The 25523-nt window shown below is 72.0% G+C and carries 24 protein-coding genes; 14 read left to right on the forward strand and 10 right to left on the reverse strand.

The features are described from left to right. Positions 1-92: 92 nt before the first annotated feature. Positions 93-818 (reverse strand): MIP/aquaporin family protein, encoded by a 726-nt coding sequence (locus AC0AIB_RS05895; protein WP_328339670.1) that lies wholly within the window; start codon positions 816-818, stop codon positions 93-95. Positions 819-1048: 230 nt separating this feature from the next. Between AC0AIB_RS05895 and AC0AIB_RS05900 the strand changes: the two genes are divergently transcribed. Then, a complete protein-coding gene (locus tag AC0AIB_RS05900) occupies positions 1049-1330 on the forward strand; it encodes a HesB/IscA family protein (protein WP_328339668.1) in 282 nt (93 codons plus the stop codon). A gap of 5 nt (positions 1331-1335) precedes the next feature. On the opposite strand, the gene AC0AIB_RS05905 is transcribed toward AC0AIB_RS05900, so the two are convergent. Continuing rightward, positions 1336-2433 (reverse strand): beta family protein, encoded by a 1098-nt coding sequence (locus tag AC0AIB_RS05905; RefSeq protein ID WP_328339666.1) that lies wholly within the window; start codon positions 2431-2433, stop codon positions 1336-1338. A 196-nt stretch (positions 2434-2629) separates the two neighbouring features. Here AC0AIB_RS05905 and AC0AIB_RS05910 point away from each other — a divergent pair, with 196 nt between their 5' ends. Then, positions 2630-4009: a cellulose binding domain-containing protein gene (locus AC0AIB_RS05910; protein ID WP_465096192.1), complete on the forward strand. Its 1380-nt coding sequence runs from the start codon at positions 2630-2632 to the stop codon at positions 4007-4009. 55 nt (positions 4010-4064) lie between these two features. On the opposite strand, the gene AC0AIB_RS05915 is transcribed toward AC0AIB_RS05910, so the two are convergent. Continuing rightward, positions 4065-4832 carry a response regulator transcription factor gene (locus AC0AIB_RS05915; RefSeq protein WP_465096193.1) on the reverse strand — a complete coding sequence of 256 codons (768 nt, stop codon included), beginning with the start codon at positions 4830-4832 and terminating at the stop codon, positions 4065-4067. Between the two features lie 295 nt (positions 4833-5127). Here AC0AIB_RS05915 and AC0AIB_RS05920 point away from each other — a divergent pair, with 295 nt between their 5' ends. Continuing rightward, entirely contained in the window at positions 5128-5520 is a 393-nt protein-coding gene (locus AC0AIB_RS05920; protein WP_328339663.1) for a cupin domain-containing protein, read from the forward strand. A gap of 117 nt (positions 5521-5637) precedes the next feature. Here the strand turns inward: AC0AIB_RS05920 and AC0AIB_RS05925 are convergent, their stop codons facing one another. Further along, positions 5638-6825, reverse strand: coding sequence for a threonine synthase (locus tag AC0AIB_RS05925; RefSeq protein WP_328339662.1), 1188 nt, complete (start codon positions 6823-6825; stop codon positions 5638-5640). A gap of 163 nt (positions 6826-6988) precedes the next feature. Between AC0AIB_RS05925 and AC0AIB_RS05930 the strand changes: the two genes are divergently transcribed. Further along, complete coding sequence (locus AC0AIB_RS05930) at positions 6989-7771, forward strand: aldo/keto reductase (protein ID WP_328339661.1); 783 nt, start codon at positions 6989-6991, stop codon at positions 7769-7771. Between the two features lie 86 nt (positions 7772-7857). Here AC0AIB_RS05930 and AC0AIB_RS05935 read toward each other — a convergent pair whose 3' ends face one another. Next, complete coding sequence (locus AC0AIB_RS05935; protein ID WP_328339659.1) at positions 7858-8985, reverse strand: glycoside hydrolase family 12 protein; 1128 nt, start codon at positions 8983-8985, stop codon at positions 7858-7860. 155 nt (positions 8986-9140) lie between these two features. Further along, positions 9141-9920, reverse strand: coding sequence for an IclR family transcriptional regulator (locus AC0AIB_RS05940; RefSeq protein WP_328339657.1), 780 nt, complete (start codon positions 9918-9920; stop codon positions 9141-9143). A 197-nt stretch (positions 9921-10117) separates the two neighbouring features. Here AC0AIB_RS05940 and AC0AIB_RS05945 point away from each other — a divergent pair, with 197 nt between their 5' ends. Beyond that, entirely contained in the window at positions 10118-11224 is a 1107-nt protein-coding gene (locus tag AC0AIB_RS05945) for an FAD-dependent monooxygenase (RefSeq protein ID WP_328339655.1), read from the forward strand. Between the two features lie 137 nt (positions 11225-11361). Continuing rightward, positions 11362-13116 (forward strand): aa3-type cytochrome oxidase subunit I, encoded by a 1755-nt coding sequence (gene ctaD, locus AC0AIB_RS05950; protein ID WP_328339653.1) that lies wholly within the window; start codon positions 11362-11364, stop codon positions 13114-13116. Between the two features lie 381 nt (positions 13117-13497). On the opposite strand, the gene AC0AIB_RS05955 is transcribed toward ctaD, so the two are convergent. The 4 genes from AC0AIB_RS05955 to AC0AIB_RS05970 all read right to left on the reverse strand — a co-directional run bounded on the left by AC0AIB_RS05955 (position 13498) and on the right by AC0AIB_RS05970 (position 19440). After that, entirely contained in the window at positions 13498-14712 is a 1215-nt protein-coding gene (locus AC0AIB_RS05955) for an MFS transporter (RefSeq protein ID WP_328339651.1), read from the reverse strand. Between the two features lie 64 nt (positions 14713-14776). Next, positions 14777-15358 carry an isochorismatase family protein gene (locus AC0AIB_RS05960; protein ID WP_328339649.1) on the reverse strand — a complete coding sequence of 194 codons (582 nt, stop codon included), beginning with the start codon at positions 15356-15358 and terminating at the stop codon, positions 14777-14779. A 100-nt stretch (positions 15359-15458) separates the two neighbouring features. Then, on the reverse strand, positions 15459-16745 hold the full coding sequence (locus tag AC0AIB_RS05965; protein ID WP_465096194.1) for a nicotinate phosphoribosyltransferase: 1287 nt from the start codon (positions 16743-16745) through the stop codon (positions 15459-15461). Positions 16746-16761: 16 nt separating this feature from the next. Beyond that, the gene (locus AC0AIB_RS05970; protein WP_465096195.1) at positions 16762-19440 is read right to left on the reverse strand and encodes a LuxR C-terminal-related transcriptional regulator; all 2679 of its coding nucleotides are present in this window, start codon (positions 19438-19440) and stop codon (positions 16762-16764) included. 448 nt (positions 19441-19888) lie between these two features. Between AC0AIB_RS05970 and clpS the strand changes: the two genes are divergently transcribed. The 8 genes from clpS to rdgB all read left to right on the forward strand — a co-directional run bounded on the left by clpS (position 19889) and on the right by rdgB (position 25217). Further along, positions 19889-20179, forward strand: coding sequence for an ATP-dependent Clp protease adapter ClpS (clpS, locus tag AC0AIB_RS05975; RefSeq protein WP_091251593.1), 291 nt, complete (start codon positions 19889-19891; stop codon positions 20177-20179). 61 nt (positions 20180-20240) lie between these two features. Beyond that, positions 20241-20735, forward strand: coding sequence for a DUF2017 domain-containing protein (locus tag AC0AIB_RS05980; RefSeq protein WP_328348909.1), 495 nt, complete (start codon positions 20241-20243; stop codon positions 20733-20735). A gap of 55 nt (positions 20736-20790) precedes the next feature. After that, positions 20791-21279 (forward strand): M67 family metallopeptidase, encoded by a 489-nt coding sequence (locus AC0AIB_RS05985; RefSeq protein WP_328339645.1) that lies wholly within the window; start codon positions 20791-20793, stop codon positions 21277-21279. A gap of 61 nt (positions 21280-21340) precedes the next feature. Continuing rightward, on the forward strand, positions 21341-21760 hold the full coding sequence (locus AC0AIB_RS05990) for a MoaD/ThiS family protein (RefSeq protein WP_465096196.1): 420 nt from the start codon (positions 21341-21343) through the stop codon (positions 21758-21760). A gap of 11 nt (positions 21761-21771) precedes the next feature. Further along, entirely contained in the window at positions 21772-22737 is a 966-nt protein-coding gene (locus AC0AIB_RS05995; protein ID WP_328339641.1) for a PLP-dependent cysteine synthase family protein, read from the forward strand. Positions 22738-22930: 193 nt separating this feature from the next. Further along, the gene (locus AC0AIB_RS06000; RefSeq protein WP_328339639.1) at positions 22931-23677 is read left to right on the forward strand and encodes an MBL fold metallo-hydrolase; all 747 of its coding nucleotides are present in this window, start codon (positions 22931-22933) and stop codon (positions 23675-23677) included. A gap of 200 nt (positions 23678-23877) precedes the next feature. Next, positions 23878-24606, forward strand: coding sequence for a ribonuclease PH (gene rph, locus AC0AIB_RS06005; protein ID WP_328339637.1), 729 nt, complete (start codon positions 23878-23880; stop codon positions 24604-24606). Continuing rightward, a complete protein-coding gene (rdgB, locus tag AC0AIB_RS06010) occupies positions 24603-25217 on the forward strand; it encodes an RdgB/HAM1 family non-canonical purine NTP pyrophosphatase (RefSeq protein WP_465096197.1) in 615 nt (204 codons plus the stop codon). Before rph ends, rdgB begins: the two co-directional genes overlap by 4 nt. Positions 25218-25523 lie beyond the last annotated feature (306 nt).

The raw sequence follows: 25523 nt of genomic DNA on the forward strand, positions 1-25523 counted from the left end.
ACGCTGTCACGAAGATTTCCGTCAGGCAAGCCTCGACACCGTAGGTTTTCTTCTCATGCCGGGGTGGTCCCGCGCGGTCGGGCCGGTCGCGGTCAGGTGGGGGTCGGCGCGGCCGGTTCGGGCGCCTCGGGTTCGCCCCGGAAACGTGGGCTCTGCTTCAGCAGCAGGGGGGCGACCAGCGCGGCCAGTGCCCCGCCGAGCAGTGGGAAGACGATGAACACCCACAGTTGCCGCAGCGCCGTGCCGCCCTCGAACACGGCCGGGCCGAACGACCGGGCCGGGTTGACCGAGGTGCCGTCCAGGGTGAGCCCCACCAGGAGCACCGCCGCCAGCGCCGACCCGATCGCCAGGCCGGCGAAACCGGCGTGCTCGACCCGACTCGTCACCACCAGCACCACCAGCACGAACAGGAACGTCAGGATGACCTCCAGTACCGCCGCGCCGCCCCGGTTGACGTGCACCCCGTAGCCGTTGGTGCCCAGCACCCCGGTCTGGTCCGCCACGCCGCCCCAGCGGACCAGCCCCCAGAGGGCGAAGCCGGCCACCGTCGCCCCCACGAACTGCGCGATCCAGTACGCCACCGCGCCGATCAGGGAGATCTTGCCGGAGAGCAGCACCCCGAGCGTCACCGCCGGATTGAGGTGGCTGCCGGAGAGGGGGCCGAGCGTGTACACCAGTGCCAGCAGGACGAACCCGAAGGCCAGCGCCACGACCACCACTCCGCCCTGCACCTGGGCGAAGACCGCGCTGCCTACCCCGATGAAGACCAGCATGAGGGTGCCGAGCAGTTCGGCGGCGTACCTCCTGGCAGCGTCCATGCGCTCAGCGTAGGAAGGATCGAGGCGCCGGGAAGCGGAAACGGGAATGTCCGGTGCGCGGGTCGACAGACCCCGCTCTATTTGACGAACCCCCGGGCAGCGGGCACGGTGGGTGGGGAGGGGCCGCGCGAAGCCGCCCCGTATCGCCCGGCGAGCACCGGTTCGCCGCAGGGAGCGCGCAGCTGTCGTCGCGCGACGTTCCGATCCCGAGAATCCCGAGGAGTCCCATCATGCTCACCATGACCGACAACGCCGTGCTCGTGATCCGTGACCTCGCAGCCCAGCAGGACGTCGCCCAGGACGGTGGGCTGCGGATCGCCGCCGACACCGAGGCCGGCGCGCTCACCATCGAGCTGGTGCCCGTGCCGGCGCAGGGCGACCAGGTCGTCGACACCGAGGGGGCCCGCATCTTCCTCGACCCGGAGGCCGCCGAACTGCTCAACGACACCTCGGTGGACGCCTCCGTCGACGACGAGGGCGTGGTGCAGTTCGGCTTCACCGAGCAGGAGTGACCCCTTCAGCGGGACCACCGGTGCTCGCCGCCCCGGTGCGGGCGGGTGAACCCGTCCTCGCCGCCCGGTGACGGGCCCGGACGACGCCTGTCGACCGGTCCGGTCAACGCCGCCAGCACGTGCGCCAGGTGGTGCGACGTGCTCCACGCCGTCCAGTTCGCCGGTGAGCCCGCGCCGGTCACCCGGCGGGCCCGTCGCAACAACTCGTGGTCACCCCAGGAGAAGTCCGCCCCGGCGGGCGGCCAGTGTGGTGCGGTGACCAGCGTGCGGCACAGGTCGGCGAACCGTTCGTCGCCCCGGCCGCCCCGCCGCGACCAGCGGTAGATCCACCACCCGTCCTCGGCGGTGTACCGCACCGTGGGCAGCCGGTCGCCCGGCTCGGCGTCGCCCGGTGGGGCGGGGACCACCCCGTAGTCGCCGTAGCCCACCCCCAGGTCGGCCAGCCGACGCCAGAACAGCCAGTCCCACCGGTCCACCCGGATCGGCTCGTCGATCCGCAGCCGGGACAGCGACGGCGGCATCCCGCCGGAAGCCACGGTCACCGTGCGCCAGGCGTGCCGGCAGGCCCAGTCCACCAGCCGGCGCACCCGGGGCTCGGCCACCCGCAGGTCGGCGGCACAGCACACGTCACCGGCGTCGACCAGCAGATCGCACTGCTCCGGGACCAGCCCGGCCCGCCGCCACACCCGCTCCACCGCCGTCGTGGTGGCGTCCGGACCGGCCCGGTCCCGGCCGACCCGTAGTCGGACCACCGCCCCCCGGTCGTACGCGCGACAAGCCGCACCGTGCTCCGCCAACCGCCGGTCGCCGCAACTCAACCCGATCACCGGCAGCACCGGTACGCCCCACCGGGCCAGCTCGCCGTCCGGGCCGTCGGGAAGCGCGCAGACGTCGACGGCCGGCACCAATCCGGCGGGCAGCCGGCCGAGCAGGCCGGGTAGGCCGAGCAGGCCGGTGTCGGTCGGGGACACGTGGAGGACCGGGGCGACCAGGGGAGCCGTGGCGCTGTCCAGATGAACCAGCGCCTCCAGCTCACCGCGTCTACTGGTGAGGACGGGGCGGTAGACCGGTTCCGCCACCCGACCCCCGGGGGCGGGCACCATACCTCAATCTACCGAGCCGACCGCCACCGTCACAGGGGTTGACCGCAATCCTTGCGCTGGAAAGCGGTGGTGGGTCCACATCGGGCATTGACAGTGGTCGGTGCCGGTGATGCCATGGGTGGGCGTACGCCGGGCGTGGAAGGGCATCCGAAGACCACCGTCCCCGCTCCATGCTGCCCGGAAGGCGTACCCCCTGATGACATCGTCACGTCACCGTGCCGGCCTGCTCGCGGCGTTGACCGCCGCCGCCGTGCTACTGCTTGCCGCTCCGCTGCCCGCCCGGGCCCGCGCGGTACCCGAGCCGACCACCCCGGTCACCGGCAACGCCACCCACTTCGACGCCCTCGGCGCCCCGTACGGCGGCTGCGGCCTGCCCCAGGCGGAGTTGGACGCGCCGGACTTCGTCGCGCTCAACGCCTACGACCTGCCCGGCGACTACTCGTCCTACCCGATGCGGCCGATCCCGGCCAGCCAGGCGGCGAAGATCGGGCTGTGGAACAACGGCCTCAACTGCGGTCGGTTCGTCCGGGTCACCATCGGCGACCGGTGCACCGGCGTCAACGACGGCGCGCCCGGCCAGCCGTTCTGCCGCAACGGCTCGTGGGCCGCCGACGCCTACAACGGCGCGACCCTGACCATGGTGGTGGCGGACAGTTGCGGTGACGGCAACGCCTGGTGCCGCGACGATCCGTACCACCTGGACCTCTCCACCGCCTCGCTCAACCGGTTCGTCAGGAACGGGACGCCGGTGGGGGACCTGAACCCCGACCACTGGAACAACAGGCACGTCTCCTGGTCGTTCGTGCCCGCGCCGAACTACTCCGGCGACATTCGGATCGGCTTCATGAAGGGCGCGCAGCGGTACTGGCCGGCGATTGCCGTGTCGCACCTGGCCAACGGCATCCACGGGGTGGAGTACCTGGCCGGTGGGGTGTGGACGGCCGCCACCATGAACAGCGACATGGGGCAGTCCTACCTGATCGGGGCGACCGCCGCCGGGGGCACCGACTTCCAGATCCGGGTACGCGACGCGGCCGGCACGCTGATCAACGACGGACGGGTCTACCGGTTCGCGCTGCCCGCCTCCTGCGGCGGGACGTGCTCGGCGGCGTACACCCGGGTCGACTACACCACCTCTGACGGCCCCACCCCGACCCCGACCGGCACCCCGACTGCCACCCCCACCGCGACCCCGACCGGCACGCCGACTGCCACTCCCACCGCGACGCCGACGGCCACGCCGACCGGCACCCCTACTGGCACGCCGGCACCGGTGACCGGCTGCTCGGCCGGCTACCGGGTGACCGGCTCCTGGTCGGGTGGCTTCCAGGCCGAGGTGACCGTCCGCAACGTCGGCGCCACCGCCATCGCCGGCTGGACCACCGCGCTCACCTTCGCCGGCGCCCAGCAGGTCGCTTCGTCCTGGAGCGCCACGGTCAGCCAGACCGGCCGGCAGGTCACCGCGACCAACGCCAGCTACAACGGGAGCCTGAGCCCCGGTGCGACCACCAGTTGGGGGTTGGTCGTCACCGGCGACAACCAGCCCCCGACGGTGCTGACCTGCACCGTCCGCTGAACCGCCGGTGAGCGGGTGACCGGCCCGACACCGCTGGTGCCGGGCCGGTCACGGCTCAGTCGTCGTCCCGGTCGCCGCCGTGCCCGCCGTGGTCGTCGCCCGGCTCGTGATGCTCGTCGCCCGGCCCGGGGTGGTCGTCGCCGGGCGGGGTGAGCCGGACCCCGACCCCGCGGACGGTGTGCAGGTAGCGCGGCTGTTGGGCGCTTTCCCCGAGCTTGCGGCGCAGCCAGGACAGGTGCACGTCGACTGTCTTGTCCGCCCCGCCGTAGGGAATCCGCCAGACCTCGGTGAGCAGCTCCCGTTTGGTCACCACAGTGCCGGGCCGGGCGGCGAGGTGGTGCAGCAGGTCGAACTCGCGTGGGGTGAGCTCCACCGGCACGTCGTCCAGGGTGACCTGTCGGGCGCGCGGGTCGACGCGCAGCCCGCCGAGCACCAGCACGGGTTCGCCGTCGGGCCGGTCGGGACCGCCCCGGCGCAGCACCGCCCGGACCCGGGCGTCGAGCTGGACGGCGGTGAACGGTTTGACCACGTAGTCGTCCGCACCGGCGTCGAGCAGCCGGACGATCTCCCGTTCGTCGTCCCGGGCGGTCGCCACGATCACCGGTACGGTGCTGACCGCGCGCAACATCCGCAACAGCTCGCCGCCGTCCAGGTCGGGCAGCCCGAGGTCGAGCACGACGAGGTCGGGCCGGTCGTCGAGGGTGTGCCGCAGCCCCTCCATCGCGGTCGACGCGGCGGCCACCGCGTGCCCCCGGTCGCGCAACGCCCGGACCAGCGGGGTGCGGATGGTCAGGTCGTCCTCGACGAGCAGCAGTCGGGCCACCCCAGCAGGCTAGCCCTGGGCGGGGGCCGGGCCGTCGGCCACCACCGGGGGGCGGAGACGGGCGCACGGCGCCGTACGACCCGCTGGTCGTCCGTCGCCGCGCTCCGACCGTCTCCCACCATCGCAGCCATCCGGCGGTACGCCAGCGGGGACCTGGTTCGACCGGGGCGGTAGCCGCGCCGGCCTTGGAGCGCTTGTTGCCCGTTCCGGCGGCCCGCAAACCTCACCGGGGTGGGGAATTCCACCATCCGCACGTCCCGGCGTGATCTGCTGCCGTTGCGGGTATGAACGGGCCATGGAGCATTTCACGATCGCGACGGTCGCCGAGAAGAGCCCGGACTTCCGCCGGGTGCTCTGGACCGGCGAGCAGACCCAATTGGTGATCATGACCATTCCGCCGGGCGGTGAGATCGGCGAGGAGGTGCACGACGGGATCGACCAGATCCTGACCTTCGTCAGCGGCACCGGCGAGGCCCGGGTCGGTGGGGAGACCCGGGAGGTAGCCCAGGGAGACCTGGTGGTGGTGCCGGCCGGGACGAAGCACAACTTCGTCAACACCGGCCCCAACCCGTTGGTCCTCTACACCGTCTACGGCCCGCCGGAGCACGCCGACCAGGCGGTGCACCGGACCAAGGAGGAGGCCGACGCGGCGGAGGCAGCCGGCCGGGACGAACCGCCGACGTCCTGACCCGTGCCGCCGTACGGACGGCGACCCCTGTCCCGCACCCCGCGCGTGGGCAGGGGTCCCTGCGGCGACCGACGGACCCATCCCGCGCGTTCCACCGGGTCAGCGGGGCGTCGACAGTCACCGCACGGGTACGTCGGCGACGTCCACCGTCTCCGGGTACTTCAACCCCGAACCGGTGTTCAGCACCACCACCCGCTCACCGGCCCGGATCCAGCCGCCGGCCCGCAACTGCCGGGCGGCGGTCAGGCAGGCGGCTCCCTCCGGGCAGAGCAACAGGCCCTCCCGGACGGCGAACTCCCGCAGGTCGGCCAGGATCTCCGAGTCGTCGACGGCGAGTGCCGTCCCACTGCTCTCCCGCAGCGCGGTCAGGACCAGCTCGTCGCCGAGCGGGGCCGGCACGGTGATCCCGAACGCCACCGTGTGCGCGTCGACCCAGGGCCGGGCCCGTTCCTCGCCGGCGGCGAACGCCCGGACGATCGGTGCACAGCCGGTCGACTGCACCGCCACCAGCCGGGGCAGTTTGTCGCCCACCCAGCCCAGCTCCCGCAGCTCGTGCAGGGCCTTGTGGATGCCGATCAGGCCCACCCCGCCACCGGTCGGGTAGACGATCACGTCGGGCACCTGCCAACCGAGCTGCTCGACGATCTCGTATCCCATCGTCTTCTTGCCCTCCAGCCGGTACGGCTCGCGCAGCGTGCCGGCGTCGAAGATCGCGCCGTCCGCGCCGGCCACCAGCTCGGCCACCCAGCGCCCGGCGTCGCCGATCAACCCGTCCACCAGGCGCAGATCCGCTCCGGCGGCCACGCACTCGCGGCGGCAGATGGCCGGGGCGTCCAGCGGCATCACGATGGTCGAGGTCATTCCGGCCCGCGCCGCGTACGTCGCCCAGGCGGCCCCGGCATTGCCGTTGGTGGGCATGGCGATCCGCCGTACGCCCAGCTCCCGGGCCCGGCTCACGCCGACGGCCGCACCCCGCGCCTTGAACGACCCGGTCGGGGTCAACCCCTCGTCCTTGACGATCAGGTCGTCGATGCCGATCTCGTGGCCGTAGGCCGGGGCACGCCACAGCGGCGTCCACCCCTCACCCAACGTGGTGACGTGCCGCTCGTCGGCGACCGGCAGCACCTCCCGGTAGCGCCACAGGTCGGCCGGGCGTAACCCGAACCGCTCCGGGGTCACCGCGGCGGCCACCGCCGGCAGGTCGTAGCGGGCCAGCAGCGGCGAGCCGCAGTCACAGAGGTTGGTGAGCCGGCCGGCGTCGTGCTCCCGGCCGCAGCGGGGACACTCCAGGTGGGTCAGGTACACGATGCTCCTCGCCGTCGGCCCGGTCGGTGCTCGGCACACCGGCATTCTCCGGCAATCCGTCCGGGTTCGCCGCTCGCCGGCACGAACCCGCCCGGGTTCGCCGCTCGCCGGGGTTCGCCGCTCACCCGGCATGTCCGCTCCGATCAGGGGTAGAACGGTCGGCATGGACCTCGACCAACCCACCGCCCTGCTCCCCGGCGACGTACGCATGCCGCTGCTCGGCTTCGGCACCTGGCAGGCGACCGGCCAGGCCGGGTACGACGCCGTGCTGGCCGCCCTGGACGCCGGTTACCGGCACATCGACACCGCCACCATGTACGGCAACGAGGCGGAGGTGGGTCGGGCGGTCCGGGAGAGCGGACTGCGCCGGGAGGACCTCTTCATCACCACGAAACTGCCGCCGGACCGGGTCGGTCGGGAACGCGAGACGATCGAGGCGAGTCTGCGGGCGTTGGACACCGACCACGTCGACCTGTGGCTGATCCACTGGCCGCCGTCGTCGCCGTCGGACAGCATCCCGATGTGGCGCGAGCTGCTGGCCGCCCGGGACGAGAACCTGACCCGGGCGGTGGGGGTGAGCAACTACGCCACCGCGCAGCTCGACGAGCTGATCCAGGCGACCGAGGAGAACCCGGCGGTCAACCAGATCCGCTGGAGCCCGTCGCTGTACGACAGGCAGCGGCACGCCGAGCACCGGGACCGGGGGATCGTGTTGGAGGGCTACAGCCCGTTCAAGACCAGTGACCTGGCCGATCCGGTGCTGACCCGGATCGCCGCCGCGCACGACGTCTCCCCGGCCCAGGTGGTGCTGCGCTGGCACGTCGACCACGAGACCGTGGTGATTCCGAAGTCGGTCACCCCGGAACGCATCCGCGCCAACGCCGACATCTGGGACTTCTCCCTGACCGCCGAGGAGATGCGGGACATCGACGCCCTGGGGGCCTGACCCCGCGTGGTCCGGGCCAGGCCGGAGACGGTGCGGGGGGCGTGACCCGACGGGTCACGCCCCCGGCGGGGTGGTGGGTGGTGAGCTCAGGCGCGCGAGCAGGCGACGCCGTTGAGCGAGAAGCTGGTCGGCGCCGAGTACGTGCCGTTCAGCGAGCCCTGGTAGCCGAAGGTCGCGGTGCCACCGGGGGAGAGGGTGCCGTTGTGACTGGCGTTGCGCGCGGTCACCGCGGACCCGCTCTGCGTGACGTTGGCGTTCCAGGAGCTGGTGACCTGCTGCCCGGCGGGCAGGTTGTAGGTCAGGGTCCAGCCGTTGACGGTGCCGGAGCCCCGGTTGGTGACCGTCACGTCGGCGGTGAAGCCGTTGTTCCACGAGTTCGACGTGTACTTCACCGCGCAGCCGCCGTTGCCCGGGGGGTTGGTGGGCGGGGCGGTGGTGGGCGGCGGGTTGCTGCCGCCGGTGTTGACGGTCTGGGAGAAGTTGGTGACGGCCAGCCCGGCGCCGCCCTGCCAGGGCTCGAAGCCGGCCTGGATGCTGGTCAGGTACCAGTCGTTGGTGATCGCGCCCCGGTTGCGGGTGTCCGCGATGAAGTCCAGCACGTTGAAGCTCATGCTCTGGATCGCCGACGGCGCGACGTACGAGATGACGTTGTTGCCGCCGTTGTTGCCGCGCCACACCTCCCAGCTGCGGCCCGCGATGTTGACGTTGCCCACCGGCGAGCCGATCGGCTGGATCGAACCCTGCCGGTTGAACCAGATCATGATCTCCATCGCGTTGACCCCGTCCCGCTTGGGCGACGGGTCGAGCCAGATGTCGTAGGCGGCGTCGTAGATCGCGCCACCGACGTAGTTGAAGGAGATGCTGCCGGGGGCGCTGCTTATCGACTTCACCTGGGCCGGCAGGTTGGTCCCCGGCGAGCAGTTGGTGTAGTGGCAGCCGACGAAGATCGACGGGTACGAGACCGGCGCACCGTTCGTCGGCGCGGAGCCGTTCTGGGTGGTGATGTTGAAGCCGCTGCCGGTGACGTTGATGCACTGCTGGGCGGTGGTGCCCCAGCGGTTGTTCTGGACCACGTACTTGCCGCCGATGACTGTCGAGCCGTACTGCTCACAGATCAGGGTGTCGGCGGAGGCGGTGCCGCCGAACGCGACGGCGAAGATCGAACCGGCGGCCAGGAGGCCGGCGGCGACGAGTGCCCGCAATGGACGCTTCATGATGCTCCTTGGCTGCGGCGCGGGGGCGCCGGACCTGTATCGGATGTGACCGGGAGCGCTCCCATGGTCCTCATCACATTTACACACATGAAACTAGTGTGCAACTGAACCGGTTAAGCTGGCACCCGATTGCGTCCACGTACGCGAACCTTGTTCTATGGGTTGAGTGAGAGCAGGGCGCGGGCCGTGCGGGCCTGGGTCGCCGCCTCGCGCAGCACCGCCGCCAGCCGGGTCCGCGCCTCCGGCCCCAGCCGGGCCACCGGAGCGGCCACCGCGATCGCGTCCACCGCCGGCTCCCGCAGCGGTACGGCCACCGCCACCGCCGCCAGCCCCGGGCTGCACTCCTCCCACTCCTCGGCCCAGCCCCGCCGCCGCACGGCGGCCAGCTCGGCGCGGAGCGTCTCCGGCGTGGTGACCGTCCGCCCGGTGACCGCCGGCAGCGGCCACTGGAGCAGCCGGTCGACCTCCTCGTCGGTCCGGGCGGCGAGCAGCGCCTTGCCGGCCGCGGTGGCGTGCGCGGGCAGCCGACGCCCCACCGCGCAGACCGGCCGGACGATGTGCGCCGAGTCCCGCCGGGCCAGCAGTACCACCGAACCGCGGTCGAGACGGTAGAGCTGGACCGTCTCGCCGGAGTACTCGGCGAGTCGGTCCAGGGTCACCTCGTAGAGGGCGGCGGCGTCCGCGCCGGCGAGGAACGTCGCACCGACCTCCAGCGCCCGCAGGCCCACCGAGAACCGGGTCCCGGTCGGGTCGACGGCCACCCAGTCGCGGTCCAGCAGGGTCCGCAGGATGGCGTGCAGGCTGCTCTTCGGGATGCCCAGCGCGCGGCTCAGCTCCACCGGTGACCGGGGACCGTCCGGGTCGGCCAGCGCCTCCAGCACGTCCAGCGCCCGCCCTGCCGACTTGACCGACCGGTATGACTCATCCGTCGTCACGCCGTCACTGTAGTGAGACGAGCGGCATCCGGCCGATGGGTGTGCTTCGAGCGAACGGTGTTCAGCGCGCTGAACAACTTTCTGTCCAGTCTGGAGTGCGGCGGGTGTCGGGATCATCGGCTCTGGTGTGCTCTCATCGCGCGGAGTAGTGTCTTGCCTTCACCGCGTGCCGATCCCCTCCGGAGGCGTACACCACCATGGGTGGCTCTCCCCTGCGCATCCTCGTCGTCGGCGCGGGCATCGCCGGTCTGGCTGTCGCCCGGGCCCTGCGGCTGGCAGGTTTCCGGCCGGACGTCACCGAGAAACTCCCACCCAACGAGCTGACCGACACCGGTCTGTATCTCCCCGGCAACGCCGCAAGGGCGCTGCGTGCACTGGACCTCGACGGGCCGGTCCGCCCACTCGGACAGGTGATCCACCGTCAGCGCTTCCTCGACGCCGCCGGTGACCCGCTCTGCGAGGTGGACCTCGACGCGCTCTGGGCCGGGGTCGGCGAGTGCCGGGCACTGCCCCGCCGCGACCTCTACCAGGTGCTGCTCAGCGGTGCGGGAGGCGCGGTCCGACACGGTGCCGAGGTGAGCAGCGTCGAGCTGTTGCCGGCCGGGGTCGCGGTCACCTTCACCGACGGCACCGGCGGCGAGTACGACCTGGTGATCGGTGCCGACGGCCCCCGCTCGGCGGTCCGCGCCCTGGCCGCGCTCGGCGGTCCGCCCCGTCCCGCCGGTCAGGTGCTCTACCGGGGTGTGGTGCGCGACGGTCCGCACGTCGCCGACTGGACGGCCCTGCTCGGCCGCCGCGCCGGCTTCCTGGTGGTGCCGCTGGGTGCCGGTCGGCTCTACTGTTACGCCGACGAGGCCGGTACGGTCGCCCCGGCCGACCCGGTCGCCCGGCTGCACGAACTCTTCGGCGGTTACGGCGGGCCGGTCCCGGCGGTGCTGGCCGCCTGGCGCGACGTCCAGGTCGGGCTCACCGACGAGGTCGAGCTGGGCCGTTGGCACCGGGGGCGGGTGCTGCTGGTCGGCGACGCCGCGCACGCCACCGCGCCGACCCTGGCCCAGGGGATCGCGATGGCGCTGGAGGACGCGGTGGTGCTCGCCGAGTCGCTCCGGGCCGCCGGCAGCGTCGAGGCGGCCCTGGTGGCGTACGAGAGTCGCCGTCGCCCGCGTACCCGATGGGTGCGGGACCGGACCCGGGACCGCAACCGCACCCGCGACGTGCCGCCGGCGCTGCGCGACCCGTTGCTACGCGGGCGGGGCGGGCGGATCTTCGGCGAGCACTACCGGCTCCTGGTGGACCCGCTGTAGGGGTGCCGGGCGGCCGAACATGGTGCCAGAGCACCCCGAGCGGTGCTGCCACCTACCGGGGACTAACATCCTTTCGGATGACGGCCCGCAGCTGACAGCGCGTGCCGAGCGGGACAACCGAGAACCGGAGGCCATTCGTGACCACCGTCGCACCCAAGCCGGTCGTGACCCGGCCATGGCCGGTCCGAGAGCCGGTCAAGGGGTCGGCCATCGCGCGGCTGCTGCGCACCACGGACGCGAAGCAGATCGGGATCATGTACATGGTCACCGCGTTCGTGTTCTTCATGATCGGTGGCCTGATGGCCCTGATCATGCGAGCCGAGCTGGCGCGACCGGGCATGCAGTTCCTGTCGCCGGAGCAGTACAACCAGCTGTTCACGATGCACGGCACGATCATGCTGCTGTTCTTCGCGACGCCGATCGTGTTCGCGTTCGCCAACTACGTCGTGCCGTTGCAGATCGGCGCTCCCGACGTCTCGTTCCCCCGGCTGAACGCCTTCGCCTACTGGCTGTACCTGTTCGGCGGCACCATGGCGACCGCCGGCTTCATCAGCCCGGGTGGGGCCGCCGACTTCGGCTGGACCGCCTACACCCCGCTGAGCACCATCGAGCACTCGCCGGGCGTCGGCGCGAACATGTGGGTGGTCGGCCTGGCCATCTCCGGTCTGGGCACCATCCTCGGTGCGGTCAACCTGATCACCACCATCCTGACCCTGCGCGCGCCCGGCATGACCATGTTCCGGATGCCGATCTTCACGTGGAACATGCTGGTCACCAGCCTGCTGGCGATCCTGGTCTTCCCGCTGCTGGCCGCCGCGCTCTTCGCGCTCGCCGCGGACCGGCTGCTCGGCGCCCACGTGTACGACCCGGCCACCGGCGGCCCGATGCTGTGGCAGCACCTCTTCTGGTTCTTCGGTCACCCCGAGGTCTACATCATCGCGCTGCCGTTCTTCGGCATCATCACCGAGATCATCCCGGTCTTCTCCCGCAAGCCGATCTTCGGTTACAAGGGGCTCGTCGCCGCCACCATCGCCATCGCCGCACTGTCGATGAGTGTCTGGGCGCACCACATGTTCGCCACCGGCCAGGTGCTGCTGCCGTTCTTCAGCTTCCTGAGCTACCTGATCGCCGTACCGACCGGGATGAAGTTCTTCAACTGGATCGGCACCATGTGGCGGGGTCAGATCACCTTCGAGACGCCGATGCTCTTCGCGATCGGCTTCCTGGTGACCTTCCTCTTCGGCGGTCTGACCGGGGTGCTGCTGGCCAGCCCGCCGCTCGACTTCCACCTGCACGACAACTACTTCGTGGTGGCGCACTTCCACTACGTGCTCTTCGGCACGATCGTGTTCGCCGTCTTCGGTGGCATCTACTTCTGGTTCCCGAAGATGTTCGGCCGGATGCTCGACGAGCGGCTGGGCAAGATCCACTTCTGGCTGACGATGATCGGCTTCCACACCACTTTCCTGGTGCAGCACTGGCTCGGGGCCGAGGGCATGCCCCGGCGGTACGCCGACTACCTGCCCAGCGACGGCTTCACCACGCTGAACATGATCTCCACGGTCGGCGCGTTCATCACCGGTATCTCGACCCTGCCGTTCATCTGGAACTGCTGGAAGTCGTACAAGACCGGGCCGGTCGTCGAGGTGGACGACCCGTGGGGCCACGGCAACTCGCTGGAGTGGGCGACGAGCTCCCCGCCGCCGCTGCGCAACTTCGACCGGATGCCCCGGATCCGTTCGGAGCGCCCGGCGTTCGACGCGAAGTTCCCCGAGTTGGCCGCCGGCAGCCTCGCCGGCCCGCCGGAGGGTGGTGCCAAGCCGCTGACCAGCGAGGTCAATGGTGGCGCCAGCTACCAGGAGGACAAGTCCGGGAACCTCGACCAGCGCTGACGCTGCGCACGCACAATGCCGACGGGCGTCGCACCCCCACTCCGGGTGCGACGCCCGTCGGCATTCCGGGCCGGGCTGCGCCGTCCATCCACCGTTGTCGTTCGTCAAAGCCTCCGGCCCCGGCCTCCGGCCCCGGCCTCCGGCCCCGGCCTCCGGCCCCGGCCTCCGGCCCCGGCCTCCGGCCCCGGCCTCCGGCCCCGGCCTCCGGCCCCGGCCTCAGTCGCAGTCGCAGTCGCAGTCGCAGCGACGGTTACTGCCGGTGTTGGTCGCCGGAGCGACACATCCTCGTAGGAGCGGTATGCCACAGCGTCATAAATATGACGCTGTGGCATACCGCTCCTACGAGAGAAGTAGGTTCGCCGCTGTGCCGCTGTGCCGCCGTCAGATGGTGGCGGGGGCCAGTTCGGCGGTGTGCTCGGGGGTGGTGGGCGGCCGGCGGTGACGTAGCTCCACCGGTAGGACCAGCAGGGTCACCAGCAGGCCCACGGCCCCGGTGACCGCGAAGCCCCACAGCGGCACCGAGGCGTCGATCACCGCGCCGGCCAGGGGAGCACCGAGGGCGATGCCGACCGTGGCGGCGGAGCCGTGCAGGCCCATCGCCTCACCACGCACCCCGGCGGGAGCGAGCCGGCTGACCGCGTCGGCGGTGGCGGCGATGGTGGGGGCGCAGAGCGCGCCGGCGGGCAGCAGGGTCAGGCAGAGCAGCCACCAGTGACCGCCGCCCAGCCCGACCGGGATGGTGCAGAGGCTGAGCAGCACGGCCAGGGTCAACGGGGAGAACGATCGGCGCACAGCCCCGTACGCGAAGCCGCCGACCAGCGACGCGACCGCCCAGGCGGTGAGCACCGCACCGGTCCAGCCGACCTCGCCACCGGCCCGCAGCACGGCCACCACCGCCACGTCGGTGCCGCCGAGCACCAGGGTGGCGGCGGCGCTCACCGCGAACACGGCGAGCAGGCGGGTGGTCAGCCACTGCCGCCGGGGCACCCGGGGCTGCGGACCTACCGGCTCCTCGGCGCTGCGGATCGGCGGGTCGAGCAGCCAGAGGACGATGCCGGATCCGACGATGCCCGCGCCGACCGCCCAGAGCGTGACCCGGGGCGAGACGGCGGTGGCGAGCGCCACGGCCAGTGCCGGGCCGATCATGAAGGACAGCTCCATCGACATCGAGTCCAGCGCGTACGCGGGGCGTCGGCGCTGCGCCGGGACCAGCGCGGCGATCGACTGCCTGACCACCGAGAAGACCGGCAGTGCGAACAGCCCGGCCACGAACGCGGCGGGCAGGAGCAGCGACAAGCGCAACGTCGGAGCACTCGCCCAGAAGACCGCCTCGACGGCTGTGGTCACGGCGAGCACCGGGCGCAGGCCGCGCCGGTCGACCAGCCGGCCGAGCAGAGGCGAGCCGAGGGCCGTGCCGGCGACCGACGCGGCCCCGACCAGGCCTGCGGCACCGTAACCACGGCCCAGCTCCAGCACCACGAAGAAGGTGAGGGTCACCCCGGTCGCGGTGAGCGGGATGCGGGCCAGCACCGCCACCAGTAGCAGGGCCCGCAGACCAGGCTGGGAGAGGGCCTCCCGGTAAGGCGTCAACGTCATGATGCTCCGTACCTCCGGCGGTCATCCTCGACCGGAGGTACGACATCGGCAAGCGATTACCGGCTCATGCGACGCTGATCACCGGCTCACCGTGCAGGGTCACCCCGGCACCGTCCATCGCCCGCAGCGCCACGTCCAGAGTCGCCGGCGCGACCGCCGCCGTCAGGTCGAGCAGCACGGTGGTGGCGAAGCCCTCCCGGGCGGCGTCCAGGGCGGTCGCCCGGATGCAGTGGTCGGTGGCGATGCCGACCACGTCGACCCGGTCCACGTGGTGCCGGCGCAGCCAGTCGGCCAGGCGCTCACCGTCGGCGGCGTGCCCCTCGAACCCGGAGTACGCGGCGGCGTGCTCGCCCTTGTGGAAGATCGCCTCGACCCGGTCGGTCGCCAGGTCGGGGTGGAACTCGCTGCCCGAGGTGCCGACCACGCAGTGCCGGGGCCAGGACTCGACGTAGTCCGGCGGATCTCCGAAGTGCGCCCCCGGGTCGACGTGGTAGTCCTTGGTGGCGACCACGTGATCCCACCGCTGCGGCTGCGCCGCCAGCAGCCCGGAGATGCCGACGGCGACCCCGGCGCCTCCGGTGACGGCGAGCGAGCCGCCCTCACAGAAGTCGTTCTGCACGTCCACGATGATCAGCGCGTTGGCCATCGGTGTGCCCTCCCTCCACTCGCCGGCACGAATCAGCCGGCTCGACCCCGCTTGCCAGTAGGACCCAGCATGCCCGGACGACTCAACCTGCCGGTACGACTCAACCTGCCGGTACGACGGTGACCGGGATCGCGGGGTCACCGGCGGAGAGCTTCAACCCCTCCCACGGAATGGAGATCAGACACTGCCGCAGGTGTTCGCGGGACTTCTCGATGCCCGGCAGGTCGACGGGCTCACCGTCGATCACGAACGAGTGCTGGAGCAGCCGGTCGTTGGCTTGCCGGTCCGGTACACCCTGCGAGACGACGACCTCCTCGGTCGCGGTGCCGGTGGGCTTGTGCCGGCGCACCGCGACCTTCCGGCCGCCGATGGTGCCCTTGTTCTCGGACCGCTTGACCACCGGCCGCCCCTCCACCTCGACCAGCTTGTAGACCAGGCTGGCGGTGGGCGCACCGGAGCCGGTGACCACGGCCGTGCCCGCGCCGTACATGTCGACCGGTTCGGCGGCGAGCGCGGCGATGGCGTACTCGTCGAGGTCACCCGACACGATGATCTTGGTCTCGGTGGCGCCGAGCGAGTCGAGCAGCTCCCGGGACTGCTGGGCGATGACCGCGAGGTCGCCGGAGTCGATCCGGACCGCCCGCAGTTGCGGCCCGGCCACCTCGATGGCGGTCCGGATGCCCTGGCTGATGTCGTACGTGTCGACCAGCAGCGTGGTGTCCCGGCCCAACGTGGCGACCTGCGAGGCGAACGCCGTCCGCTCGTCGTCGTGCAGCAGGGTGAACGCGTGGGCGGCGGTGCCGGCAGTGGGGATGCCGTAGCGCTGGCCGGCCGCCAGGTTGGAGGTGAACCGGAATCCGGCCAGGTAGGCCGCCCGCGCGGCGGCCACCGCCGCCTCCTCGTGGGCCCGCCGGGAACCCATTTCGATCAGCGCCCGGCCCCGGGCCGCGGTGACCATCCGGGCGGCTGCCGCAGCCACCGCGCAGTCGTGGTTGAGCACCGACAGCACCAGCGTCTCCAGCACCACGCACTCGGCGAACCCCCCGGAGACGGTGAGGATCGGCGAGCCGGGGAAGAACAGCTCGCCCTCGGCGTACCCGTCGATGTCGCCGGTGAAGCGGTAGTCGGCCAGCCACCGGGCGGCCGGCTCGTCCACCACCCCGGTCCGGAGCAGGAACTCGACCTCCTCCGGGGTGAACCGGAAATCCTTGATCACGTCGATCAGCCGGCCGGTCCCCGCGACCACCCCGTACCGGCGTCCGGTGGGCAGCCGCCGGCTGAACACCTCGAAGGTGCAACGGCGGTCGGCGGTGCCGTCCCGCAGGGCGGCACCGACCATGGTCAGCTCGTAGTGGTCGGTCAGCAGCGCGGGGCGAAGACGGTTCACCAGCCCAGCCTAGAGTTCACCCGGCCGGGTTGCCGTCGTGGCCCGGGATCCACCGCAGCGCCGCGCCGAGCTTGGCGCGGCTGGTGATGCCGAGCTTGCCGTAGACCCGCTGGAGATGGTTCTCCACCGTCCGGGTCGACAGGAACAACCGGCCCGCGATGACCCGGCTGGTCATCCCGGCGGCGGCGAGGCCGGCGACCTCCAGCTCCCGGGCGCTCAGCGTGGGACGCAGCGCGTCAAACGCGGGGGTACGAATCCGGTCGCAGTGGGTGAGCAGGGCGGCGAGCCGTTCGTGCGCGGCGGCGGCCGACGTCGACCGGTCCCGACGCCACCCACGCAGCGCCGTCGCCGTGGCGTCGACCGCCCAGACCGTCAGGTCGAGCTTGGCGAGCTCGTCGGCCACCTCCAGCAGGGTTGTCCCGTCGCCCTCCGCGGCGGCTCGTGCCTGCCGGGCGAGCAGCGGCGTCAGCGCTCCGTCGACGGTCCCGCAGAGCTCCGCCAGTCGCTGCGCCACCGTACGCCGGCTGCCGTCGGCGCGGGTCGGTCCGACCGGGGCGGTGGCCTGGCCGAGCCGGACCAGGTCGTGCAGGACGAGCACCTCGTGACCGGCGAAGCCGTCGGCGCGCAGCCGGTCGGCCAGCTCGCCGAGCTGCCTGGTCGCCCCGACCAGATCGCCAGCGGCGGCCAGCACCGCACCCCGGGCCTGCTCCAGCCACGGCTGGAGGATTGCCATCCCGGGGGTCTGGGCCCGGTCCGCCTCGGCCATCGCCTCGGTCGCGGTCGCCACGTCGCCGCGCAGCGCCGCCGCCTGGGCCCGCTCGGCGTGCGCCAACCCCGCGAAGACCCGGCCGGTGGCGAGCACCGCGCAGGCGCCGACGCTGGCCTTGAGCGCGTCGTCGGCGCGACCGCGCAGCCGCGCCGCGTACGCCTGGAGGATGGACAGGTAGCCGGTGCCGAGCCGGAAGTCCCCGGCGCCCGCCTGGTCGGCGAACTCGTCGGCCGCGAGGGCGTCGATGCCGGTCAGGTCCCCGCAGAGCGCCAACCTGGTGCCCCGGGCCAGCTCCATGGCGAGTTGCAGGTACGGCATGTCGGCCCGCCAGTCCGCCGCCTCCGCCTGCACCCGGTCGATCGCCGAGGCGCTGGCCCGGAACCGGCCGCGCACCGCGTCGGCGTGGGCGATGGTGGACCGGGCGAGTTCCCGGGCCGCGACGCCGGGCGCCTGGTGGTCCAGCACCGAACGGGCGAGCCGTACCGCGGTGTCGACGTCCAGGCCGTGCAGCCGCATGATCGCCTCGAAGGCCCGCAGCCGGGCCCGGTGCCCGGGGTCGGTCAGGGTGTGGCCGGCCGCCGCGATCGTGTCCACCATGGAATGCTGACGCAGACCCCAGTAGCCGACTATCGCGCGGACGGTCAGCCAGCGGCTGCGCCGCTCCTCGGAGACGAGGTCACCGGCCACCGCGTCGAGCACGCCGATCGCCTCTTCCGGCCGGTCGCCGAACATCAGGAGGGTGGCCAGCAGTTCGGCGGCGTGGAAACCGCCCTCGGCGTCGAGCGCCGCCCGGGCCAGCCGGGTGGCCAGCGGTACGTCGTACCGGGTGAACGCCTGGCCGGCCGCGTCGAGCAGCAGCGCCGGGTCCTGGGCGGTGCCGGAGTTCAGCCGCCACACCGCCACCCGCAGCAGGTCGCCCCGGCGGCGGGCGCCGACCAGTTCCAACCGTTCGGCCAGCTGGGCCTGGAGACGGCGGGTCCGGCTGACCGGGCAACGTCGGCGGATCACCTCGCCGTAGAGCGGGTGGGCGAGTCGGGCGTCGACCCGCCTGTCGTCCGGTCCGACGGTGATCAGGCCGCGTTCCTCGGCCACCTCCACGTCGGCCGGGTCGGCGGCCCGTTCGAGCAGGTGCAGGCCGAGCGGTTCACCGAAGGCGACCAGCTCGACCACCGTCCGGACGCCGGTCTCCAGCTGCCCGATCCGCGTGTCGACGAGGTCGGTGAGGCTGGGGGCCAGCTCCAGCCATCCGGTCCACCGCCACCCCCCGTAGCTGCGGACCAGCTCGCCTCCGGTGGCGGCGGCCAGGACCAGTTCCCGCAGCAGCAGGGGGTTGCCGGCGGAGAGCCGGAACAGTCTCTCGGCGGAGCCGGCGTCGACCGGCCCGCCGAGGATGGCGGCGAGCAGGCCGGTGGTCTCGCCCGCGCCCAGCGGGGCCAGTTCGGTGTGCTCGACCAGGTCGTCGGTCCACAGTGCCCGGATCGGCAGCGGGATCTGCTCACCGCTGCGCAGCGTCCCCAGCACCGTGGTGTTCTCGACGCGGGCGAGCAGGTGGACCAGTGCCGCCGAGGGCGGGTCGAGCAGGTGGGCGTCGTCGATGGCGAGCACGATGCGCCGCCCGGCCGCCTGCTCCCGGAGTACGTCGACCCCCCAGCGCAGCACCCCGGCAGGGGAGAGGCCCGGCGGTTGCTCGGCCGGCAGCACCGGGGCGAGCCCGCCGAAGGGCAGCGCCGCGGTGGCCGTGCTGGCCGCGACGAACGACAGCGCGTAGCGGTCGGCGGGGAGGGTGGCGACCCCCTCGCGCAGCAACCGGCTCTTGCCGACGCCCGCGCTGCCGCTGAAGAAGAGCCCGTGTCCCTGACCGCCGTGCGTCGCCGCCAGTAGACGGGTGAGCTCATCCGTACGGCCGACGAAGCTCCACCGACTCATCCACGCAGCGTATCGATGTGGATCGGTCCAGAGCCACCCGGTCACGCGGTGAAGTGGAGTAACTCCGTGATTGGCACTGAGTATCCGCAATGCGTCGGCGGAGTATGCGCACGGTTGCCGCCGGATGGATTCGCGTACCGCAACCTGCCGCCGGGTGACCGGTACCGGTCCGACGCCCCGCGCGGGTGCGCGACGTCGTCCGGGCCGGGGCCGGCGCGTCGACCGGCACCACGACCTGGTGCCGGAGGCCGACGGCCGAGACGCTCTTCGCGTCCCCCGGGGTTTCCGCCGGTGCGTCGGGCAGCCGGCTCGCCGGCACCACCGGGCGTCCCTCCGGTTTTTCCCGATATCCGTATCTCACCGGGTTTCCGCAGCTCGGGAGGGTGATCAGGGTCGCGCCGGCGTTCCGGTTCATCGGATCGCCACTTCCGGTGGCACGATGGGGGGCATGGCGGCTCCACAGGTTGCACCGGTCGAGACGCCGGACACCGACGAGGTGCCGGTCGCGGACCGGCAGTGGGTGACGATCGTCTGGGACGACCCGGTCAACCTCATGACGTATGTGACCTGGGTCTTCCAGAAGCTGTTCGGTTACAGCCGGGAGAAGGCCGAGAAGCTGATGCTGGACGTGCACCACAAGGGCCGGGCGGTGGTGTCCAGCGGCGCCCGCGAGCGGATGGAGCACGACGCGTCGCAGTTGCACGCGTACGGCCTCTGGGCGACGGTGGACCGCTCGTGAGCGCGAGGAGTGAGCCGGTGTTGCGAGCCCCGCAGTCGCGAACCGAGGTGGCCCCGTGAGTATGTTCCGTCGGCAGGGCGACCGGTACGTGGCGACCTTCGCCGTGGACGAGGCCCGGGTGCTGCGCAAGGTCGCCAGTGAGGTGGTCGGCCTGCTCACCGACGGCTTCGACCATGCCGACCCGGTCGTCGGCCGGCTCTTCCCCGAGGCGTACCCGGACGACCCGGCGGGTACGGCGGAGTTCCGCCTGTACACCGAGGGCGACCTCAAGACCGCCAAGATCGACCAGGCCGGCGCGGTGCTCGCCGCACTGCCCGACTCCGCCGGCGGCGAGGTGCGGTTGGACGCCGAGGCGGCCGAGGCGTGGCTTCGCGCGCTCAACGACGCCCGGCTCGCGATGGGCGTCCGGCTGGAGGTCAAGGACGGCACCGACCTGGGCGAGGAGCTCGACGACGCGGTCGCCGACGACCCGACCTCGTCCCGGGTGTTCCAACTGTCGGTCTACGCCTACCTCGGTTATCTCCAGGAATCCCTGCTCAACGCCTTGATCGACTGAAGTGTGACGGTCACCGCCTCGCCGGGCGCGGCGGGCGGGCGCTAGGCTGGGTGACGTGCTGAGCATCGACCGGTCGATCGTCGAGGCGATCGTCTCCCACGCGCGCCGGGACCACCCCGACGAGGCGTGCGGAGTGGTCGCCGGACCCGTCGGCGGCGACACCCCGACCCGGCACATCCCGATGGACAACGCGGCCCGCTCGATGACGTTCTACGAGTTCGACTCGATGGAGCAGCTGCGGGTGTGGCGGGAGATGGACGACCGCGACGAGGAGCCGGTCGTCATCTACCACTCGCACACCGCCACCGAGGCATACCCGTCCCGCACGGACGTGGCCTTCGCCGGTGAGCCGGGCGCGCACTACCTGCTGGTCTCCACCCGCGAACCGGACACCGAGGAGATCCGGTCGTTCCGGATCGTCGACGGCGTGGTGACCGAGGAGCCGGTGCGGATCGTGGATGCCGGGGTGGACCCGCACGCGGTCCAGTCCTACATGTTCGGGCAGAGCCCGGCGACGGTCGACTACGAGTGTTCCGGCAGCTGACCTTCAGCTCCGCACACCCTTTCCGTCCGGCACCGAGGCACACCCGACCAAGGAGTACGTCATGGCCATCGAGGTTCGCATCCCCACCATCCTGCGCAGCTACACCGGCGGCGCGAAGGTCGTCGAGGGCGCCGGGGACACCCTGGGCGACCTGCTCACCGACCTGGACTCCCGGCACGCCGGCCTGAAGGGCCGGCTGGTCACCGACGCCGGCGCGCTGCACCGGTTCGTCAACGTCTACGTCAACGACGAGGACGTCCGGTTCCTGGGCGCGCTCGACGCCAAGCTCAACGACGGTGACAGCGTGACCGTCCTGCCGGCCGTCGCCGGTGGCGCGTTCGGCTTCGCCGCCGCAGCGGCGATCAGCCAGCACCGTGCCGCCACCGCGGCGGTCAGCCGGCACCGGGTCAGCCAGCACGCCGCCGCCGCGGCGACCGCGTCGTCCGCGGTGGCTCGGCGCGTGGCCGTCGCCGCCCGCTGAGGGCGGGCGTCATGACGCGGTACGACAGCCTGCTCGACGCCTGCGGTGGCACCCCCCTGGTGGGGTTGCCCCGGCTCTCGCCGACGGTGCCCGACGGGGCACCGCCGGTGCGGCTCTGGGCGAAGCTCGAGGACCGGAATCCCACCGGCAGCATCAAGGACCGCGCGGCGCTGTTCATGGTCCGGGCGGCCGAGCAGGCCGGCAGTCTCCGGCCGGGCGACACGATTCTCGAGCCGACCAGCGGCAACACCGGCATCTCGTTGGCCATGGTGGCCAAGATGCGCGGCTACCGGCTGGTCTGCGTGATGCCGGAGAACGTCTCCACCGAACGGGTCCAGCTGCTCCGGATGTACGGCGCGGAGATCATCTTCTCGCCGGCGGCGGGCGGTTCGAACCAGGCGGTCGCCACCGCCAAGCAGATCGCGGCGGAGCACCCGGACTGGGTGATGCTCTACCAGTACGGCAACGAGGCCAACGCGCGGGCCCACTACGAGACCACCGGGCCGGAGCTGCTGCACGACCTGCCCACCATCACGCACTTCGTGGCGGGCCTGGGCACCACCGGCACCCTGATGGGCACCGGACGGTTCCTCCGGGAGAAGGTCGAGGGCATCCAGGTGGTGGCGGCCGAGCCGCGCTACGGCGAGCTGGTCTACGGGCTGCGCAACATCGACGAGGGTTACGTCCCCGAGTTGTACGACGCGACGGTGCTCAACAGGCGCTTCTCGGTGGGCACCCGGGACGCGGTGCTGCGTACCCGGCAGTTGGTGGAGGTGGAGGGGATCTTCGCCGGCTTCTCCACCGGGGCGATCCTGCACGCCGCCCTGGCCGTGGCGCACGAGGCGGTGCGGGACGGCCGCCGGGCCGACGTGGCCTTCGTGGTCTGCGACGGCGGCTGGAAGTACCTTTCCACCGGGGCGTACGGCGGCACGCTCGCCGACGCCGAGAGCGCCCTGGAAGGGCAGCTCTGGGCATGACCAGCTGCGGGGGCCGGCCGGCGGAGTGTCGGCCGGCCCCGTGGGTGTCACGTTGGTGACAACTTCCAGAAGATGATTCTTGCCCCGCCGTCGCTGCGCGTAGGCTGCGCAGCGTGGCGTACGCGTCGGTAGAGATCATCAGCGGTGCTCCCCCCGGCGTTTCGGCTACTCATAGTAATCGCGGGGCCACCGGATGCGGCTGACCGTCCTGGGCTGCGCGGGAAGCTTCCCCGGTCCCGAGTCCCCCTGTTCGGCCTACCTGGTCGAGGCGCAGGGCTTCCGGCTACTTGTCGACTTCGGGTCCGGTTCGCTGTCCACCCTCCAGCGCTACGCCGGCCTGCACGCCCCGGACGCCATCCTCCTGACCCACCTGCACTGCGACCACATCCTCGACGCCGCGTCGTACGTGGTGGTCCGGCGGTACGCCCCGGACGGCCCGTACCCGCCGTTGCCGGTCTACGCGCCGCCGGGCGCCCCGGACCGGCTCGCCACCGCCTACGGCCAGGACGACGGCAGCGTGGAGGACGTCTACCAGTTCTACGGCCTCCAGCCGGGCACCTTCCCGATCGGCCCGTTCACCGTCACCGTCGACCGGGTCAACCATCCCGTCGAGACGTACGGGGTGCGGCTGGAGCACGAGGGTCGGGTGCTCTGCTACTCCTCGGACACCGCCCCCTGCGACGCGCTGCTGCGGCTCGCCCAGGACGCCGACGTCTTCCTCTGTGAGGCGAGTTACCTCGACGGGGTGGACAACCCGCCGGATCTGCACCTCACCGGTCGGGAGGCAGGCGAGACCGCCACCAAGGCCGGGGTGGGCCGGCTGCTGCTGACCCATCTGGTGGTGGCCTGGGGCAGCGAGTCGCACACCATCGCGGCGGCGGCCGGGGCGTACCCCGGGCCGTTGGAAGTGGTCCGGGCCGGTGCCAGCTACGACATCTGACCCGGCCCGGATTCGTGCGGTAGTGTTCGCCGCCGCTTAGCCGGCCCGTCGTCTGGCGCACTCCTGGCCGACATCGGTGGCCGGGTTCCTGCGGGTGCACGACGCCGCCCCGGTCCCGCCGGCCCGGACCGGAGAGCCCCCGGCCTCCGGCTGAGGAGACCGCGGGACGCCTCGATCACCGCACCGCATAGGGTGCAGGGATGGCACGACCTGACGGGCGTCGACCCGACCAACTCCGACCGGTGACGCTGACCCGTGGCTGGAGCACCCACCCGGAGGGCTCGGTGCTCGTCGAGTTCGGGGGGACCCGGGTGCTCTGCACCGCCAGCGTCACCGAGGGCGTGCCCCGCTGGCGCAAGGGCTCCGGGCTCGGCTGGGTGACCGCCGAGTACGCGATGCTGCCCCGGGCGACCAACACCCGCTCGGACCGGGAGAGCGTCCGCGGCAAGATCGGCGGGCGGACCCACGAGATCTCCCGGCTGATCGGCCGCAGCCTGCGCGCCTGCGTCGACCTGAAGGCGCTCGGCGAGAACTCGATCGTGCTCGACTGCGACGTGCTCCAGGCCGACGGAGGCACCCGCACCGCCTCGATCACCGGCGCGTACGTCGCCCTCTACGACGCGGTGAGCTGGCTTGCCACCCGCAAGTCGCTGGCCGGCAAGCCGGAGAAGGTGATGCACCGGTCGGTGGCCGCGGTCAGCGTCGGGATCGTCGCCGGTGAGCCGCTGCTCGACCTCTGCTATGTCGAGGACGTGGCCGCCGAGGTGGACATGAACGTCGTCTGCACCGGTGAGGGTGACTTCGTCGAGGTGCAGGGCACGGGCGAGGACGGGGTCTTCTCCCGGGCGCAGCTCGACGCGTTGCTGGACGTGGCGTCGTTGGGCTGTCTGGAACTGGCCGAGGCGCAGCGGAAGGCACTCGCATCATGAACAAGGTCCTGCTCGCCTCCCGTAACCGTAAGAAGCTGGTGGAGCTCCAGCGCATCCTCGACGGCGCGCTCGGCGCGCACCGGATCGCCCTTCTGGGGCTGGACGACGTCGAGGAGTACCCGGAGCTGCCGGAGACCGGTCTCACCTTCGGTGAGAACGCCCTGATCAAGGCGCGGGAGGGCTGCCGGCGGACCGGCCTGCCCACCATCGCCGACGACTCCGGCATCGCGGTCGACGCGCTCAACGGCATGCCGGGGGTGTTCAGCGCCCGCTGGGCCGGGCGGCACGGCGACGACCGGGCCAACCTCCAGCTGGTGCTGGACCAGATCGCCGACCTGCCCGACGAGCACCGGGGGGCGTCCTTCGTCTGCACCGTCGTGCTGGTGCTGCCCGGCGGCAAGGAGCACCTGGTCGACGGCCGCCAGCCCGGCCGGCTGCTGCGTGCCCCGCGCGGTGAGGGCGGCTTCGGGTACGACCCGATCTTCCTCGGCGACGGCCAGGACCGGACCAACGCGGAGTTGACCCCGCAGGAGAAGGACGCGATCAGCCACCGGGGGAAGGCGCTGCGCGAGCTGGCGAAGCTGGCGGCCAAGGTGCTGCCCGCCAGCTGACCCAGCCGTCGATCGACCCGTCGCCCCGCCGGCGTATGCGACGCCGGCCGGCCGTCGACCGACTCATCGTCGCCGGGATACGCGCCGACGTCCGGCCGTCGATTAAGGAACGGCACCGCAGCCAGTCACCGAAAGTAGTTTCGATCAGGCCCCCACATTTCCACCCCACATCCTTTGCTCTGCTGCTCCCGAGGCGACAGGCACGCAGAGTGTTCGCCAGGATTACTGTTCTTGGAATCTGCGTATGAGTTTTCACTGTTCAAGCCCCTGTCGCGTCAGTGGCAGCAGAGCAAAGGGTCTGCACCG

The sequence above is a fragment of the Micromonospora sp. DSM 43699 genome (assembly GCF_055517075.1).

Excerpts from the sequence above, each read along its gene's own strand:
- AC0AIB_RS05895 (WP_328339670.1), bottom strand. The coding sequence starts at position 818 with ATGGACGCTGCCAGGAGGTACGCCGCCGAACTGCTCGGCACCCTCATG.
- AC0AIB_RS05900 (WP_328339668.1), top strand. The coding sequence starts at position 1,049 with ATGCTCACCATGACCGACAACGCCGTGCTCGTGATCCGTGACCTCGCA.
- AC0AIB_RS05905 (WP_328339666.1), bottom strand. The coding sequence starts at position 2,433 with ATGGTGCCCGCCCCCGGGGGTCGGGTGGCGGAACCGGTCTACCGCCCC.
- AC0AIB_RS05910 (WP_465096192.1), top strand. The coding sequence starts at position 2,630 with ATGACATCGTCACGTCACCGTGCCGGCCTGCTCGCGGCGTTGACCGCC.
- AC0AIB_RS05920 (WP_328339663.1), top strand. The coding sequence starts at position 5,128 with ATGGAGCATTTCACGATCGCGACGGTCGCCGAGAAGAGCCCGGACTTC.
- AC0AIB_RS05930 (WP_328339661.1), top strand. The coding sequence starts at position 6,989 with ATGGACCTCGACCAACCCACCGCCCTGCTCCCCGGCGACGTACGCATG.
- AC0AIB_RS05935 (WP_328339659.1), bottom strand. The coding sequence starts at position 8,985 with ATGAAGCGTCCATTGCGGGCACTCGTCGCCGCCGGCCTCCTGGCCGCC.
- AC0AIB_RS05945 (WP_328339655.1), top strand. The coding sequence starts at position 10,118 with ATGGGTGGCTCTCCCCTGCGCATCCTCGTCGTCGGCGCGGGCATCGCC.
- AC0AIB_RS05955 (WP_328339651.1), bottom strand. The coding sequence starts at position 14,712 with ATGACGTTGACGCCTTACCGGGAGGCCCTCTCCCAGCCTGGTCTGCGG.
- AC0AIB_RS05960 (WP_328339649.1), bottom strand. The coding sequence starts at position 15,358 with ATGGCCAACGCGCTGATCATCGTGGACGTGCAGAACGACTTCTGTGAG.
- AC0AIB_RS05970 (WP_465096195.1), bottom strand. The coding sequence starts at position 19,440 with ATGAGTCGGTGGAGCTTCGTCGGCCGTACGGATGAGCTCACCCGTCTA.
- clpS (WP_091251593.1), top strand. The coding sequence starts at position 19,889 with ATGGCGGCTCCACAGGTTGCACCGGTCGAGACGCCGGACACCGACGAG.
- AC0AIB_RS05980 (WP_328348909.1), top strand. The coding sequence starts at position 20,241 with ATGTTCCGTCGGCAGGGCGACCGGTACGTGGCGACCTTCGCCGTGGAC.
- AC0AIB_RS05990 (WP_465096196.1), top strand. The coding sequence starts at position 21,341 with ATGGCCATCGAGGTTCGCATCCCCACCATCCTGCGCAGCTACACCGGC.
- AC0AIB_RS05995 (WP_328339641.1), top strand. The coding sequence starts at position 21,772 with ATGACGCGGTACGACAGCCTGCTCGACGCCTGCGGTGGCACCCCCCTG.
- AC0AIB_RS06000 (WP_328339639.1), top strand. The coding sequence starts at position 22,931 with ATGCGGCTGACCGTCCTGGGCTGCGCGGGAAGCTTCCCCGGTCCCGAG.
- rph (WP_328339637.1), top strand. The coding sequence starts at position 23,878 with ATGGCACGACCTGACGGGCGTCGACCCGACCAACTCCGACCGGTGACG.
- rdgB (WP_465096197.1), top strand. The coding sequence starts at position 24,603 with ATGAACAAGGTCCTGCTCGCCTCCCGTAACCGTAAGAAGCTGGTGGAG.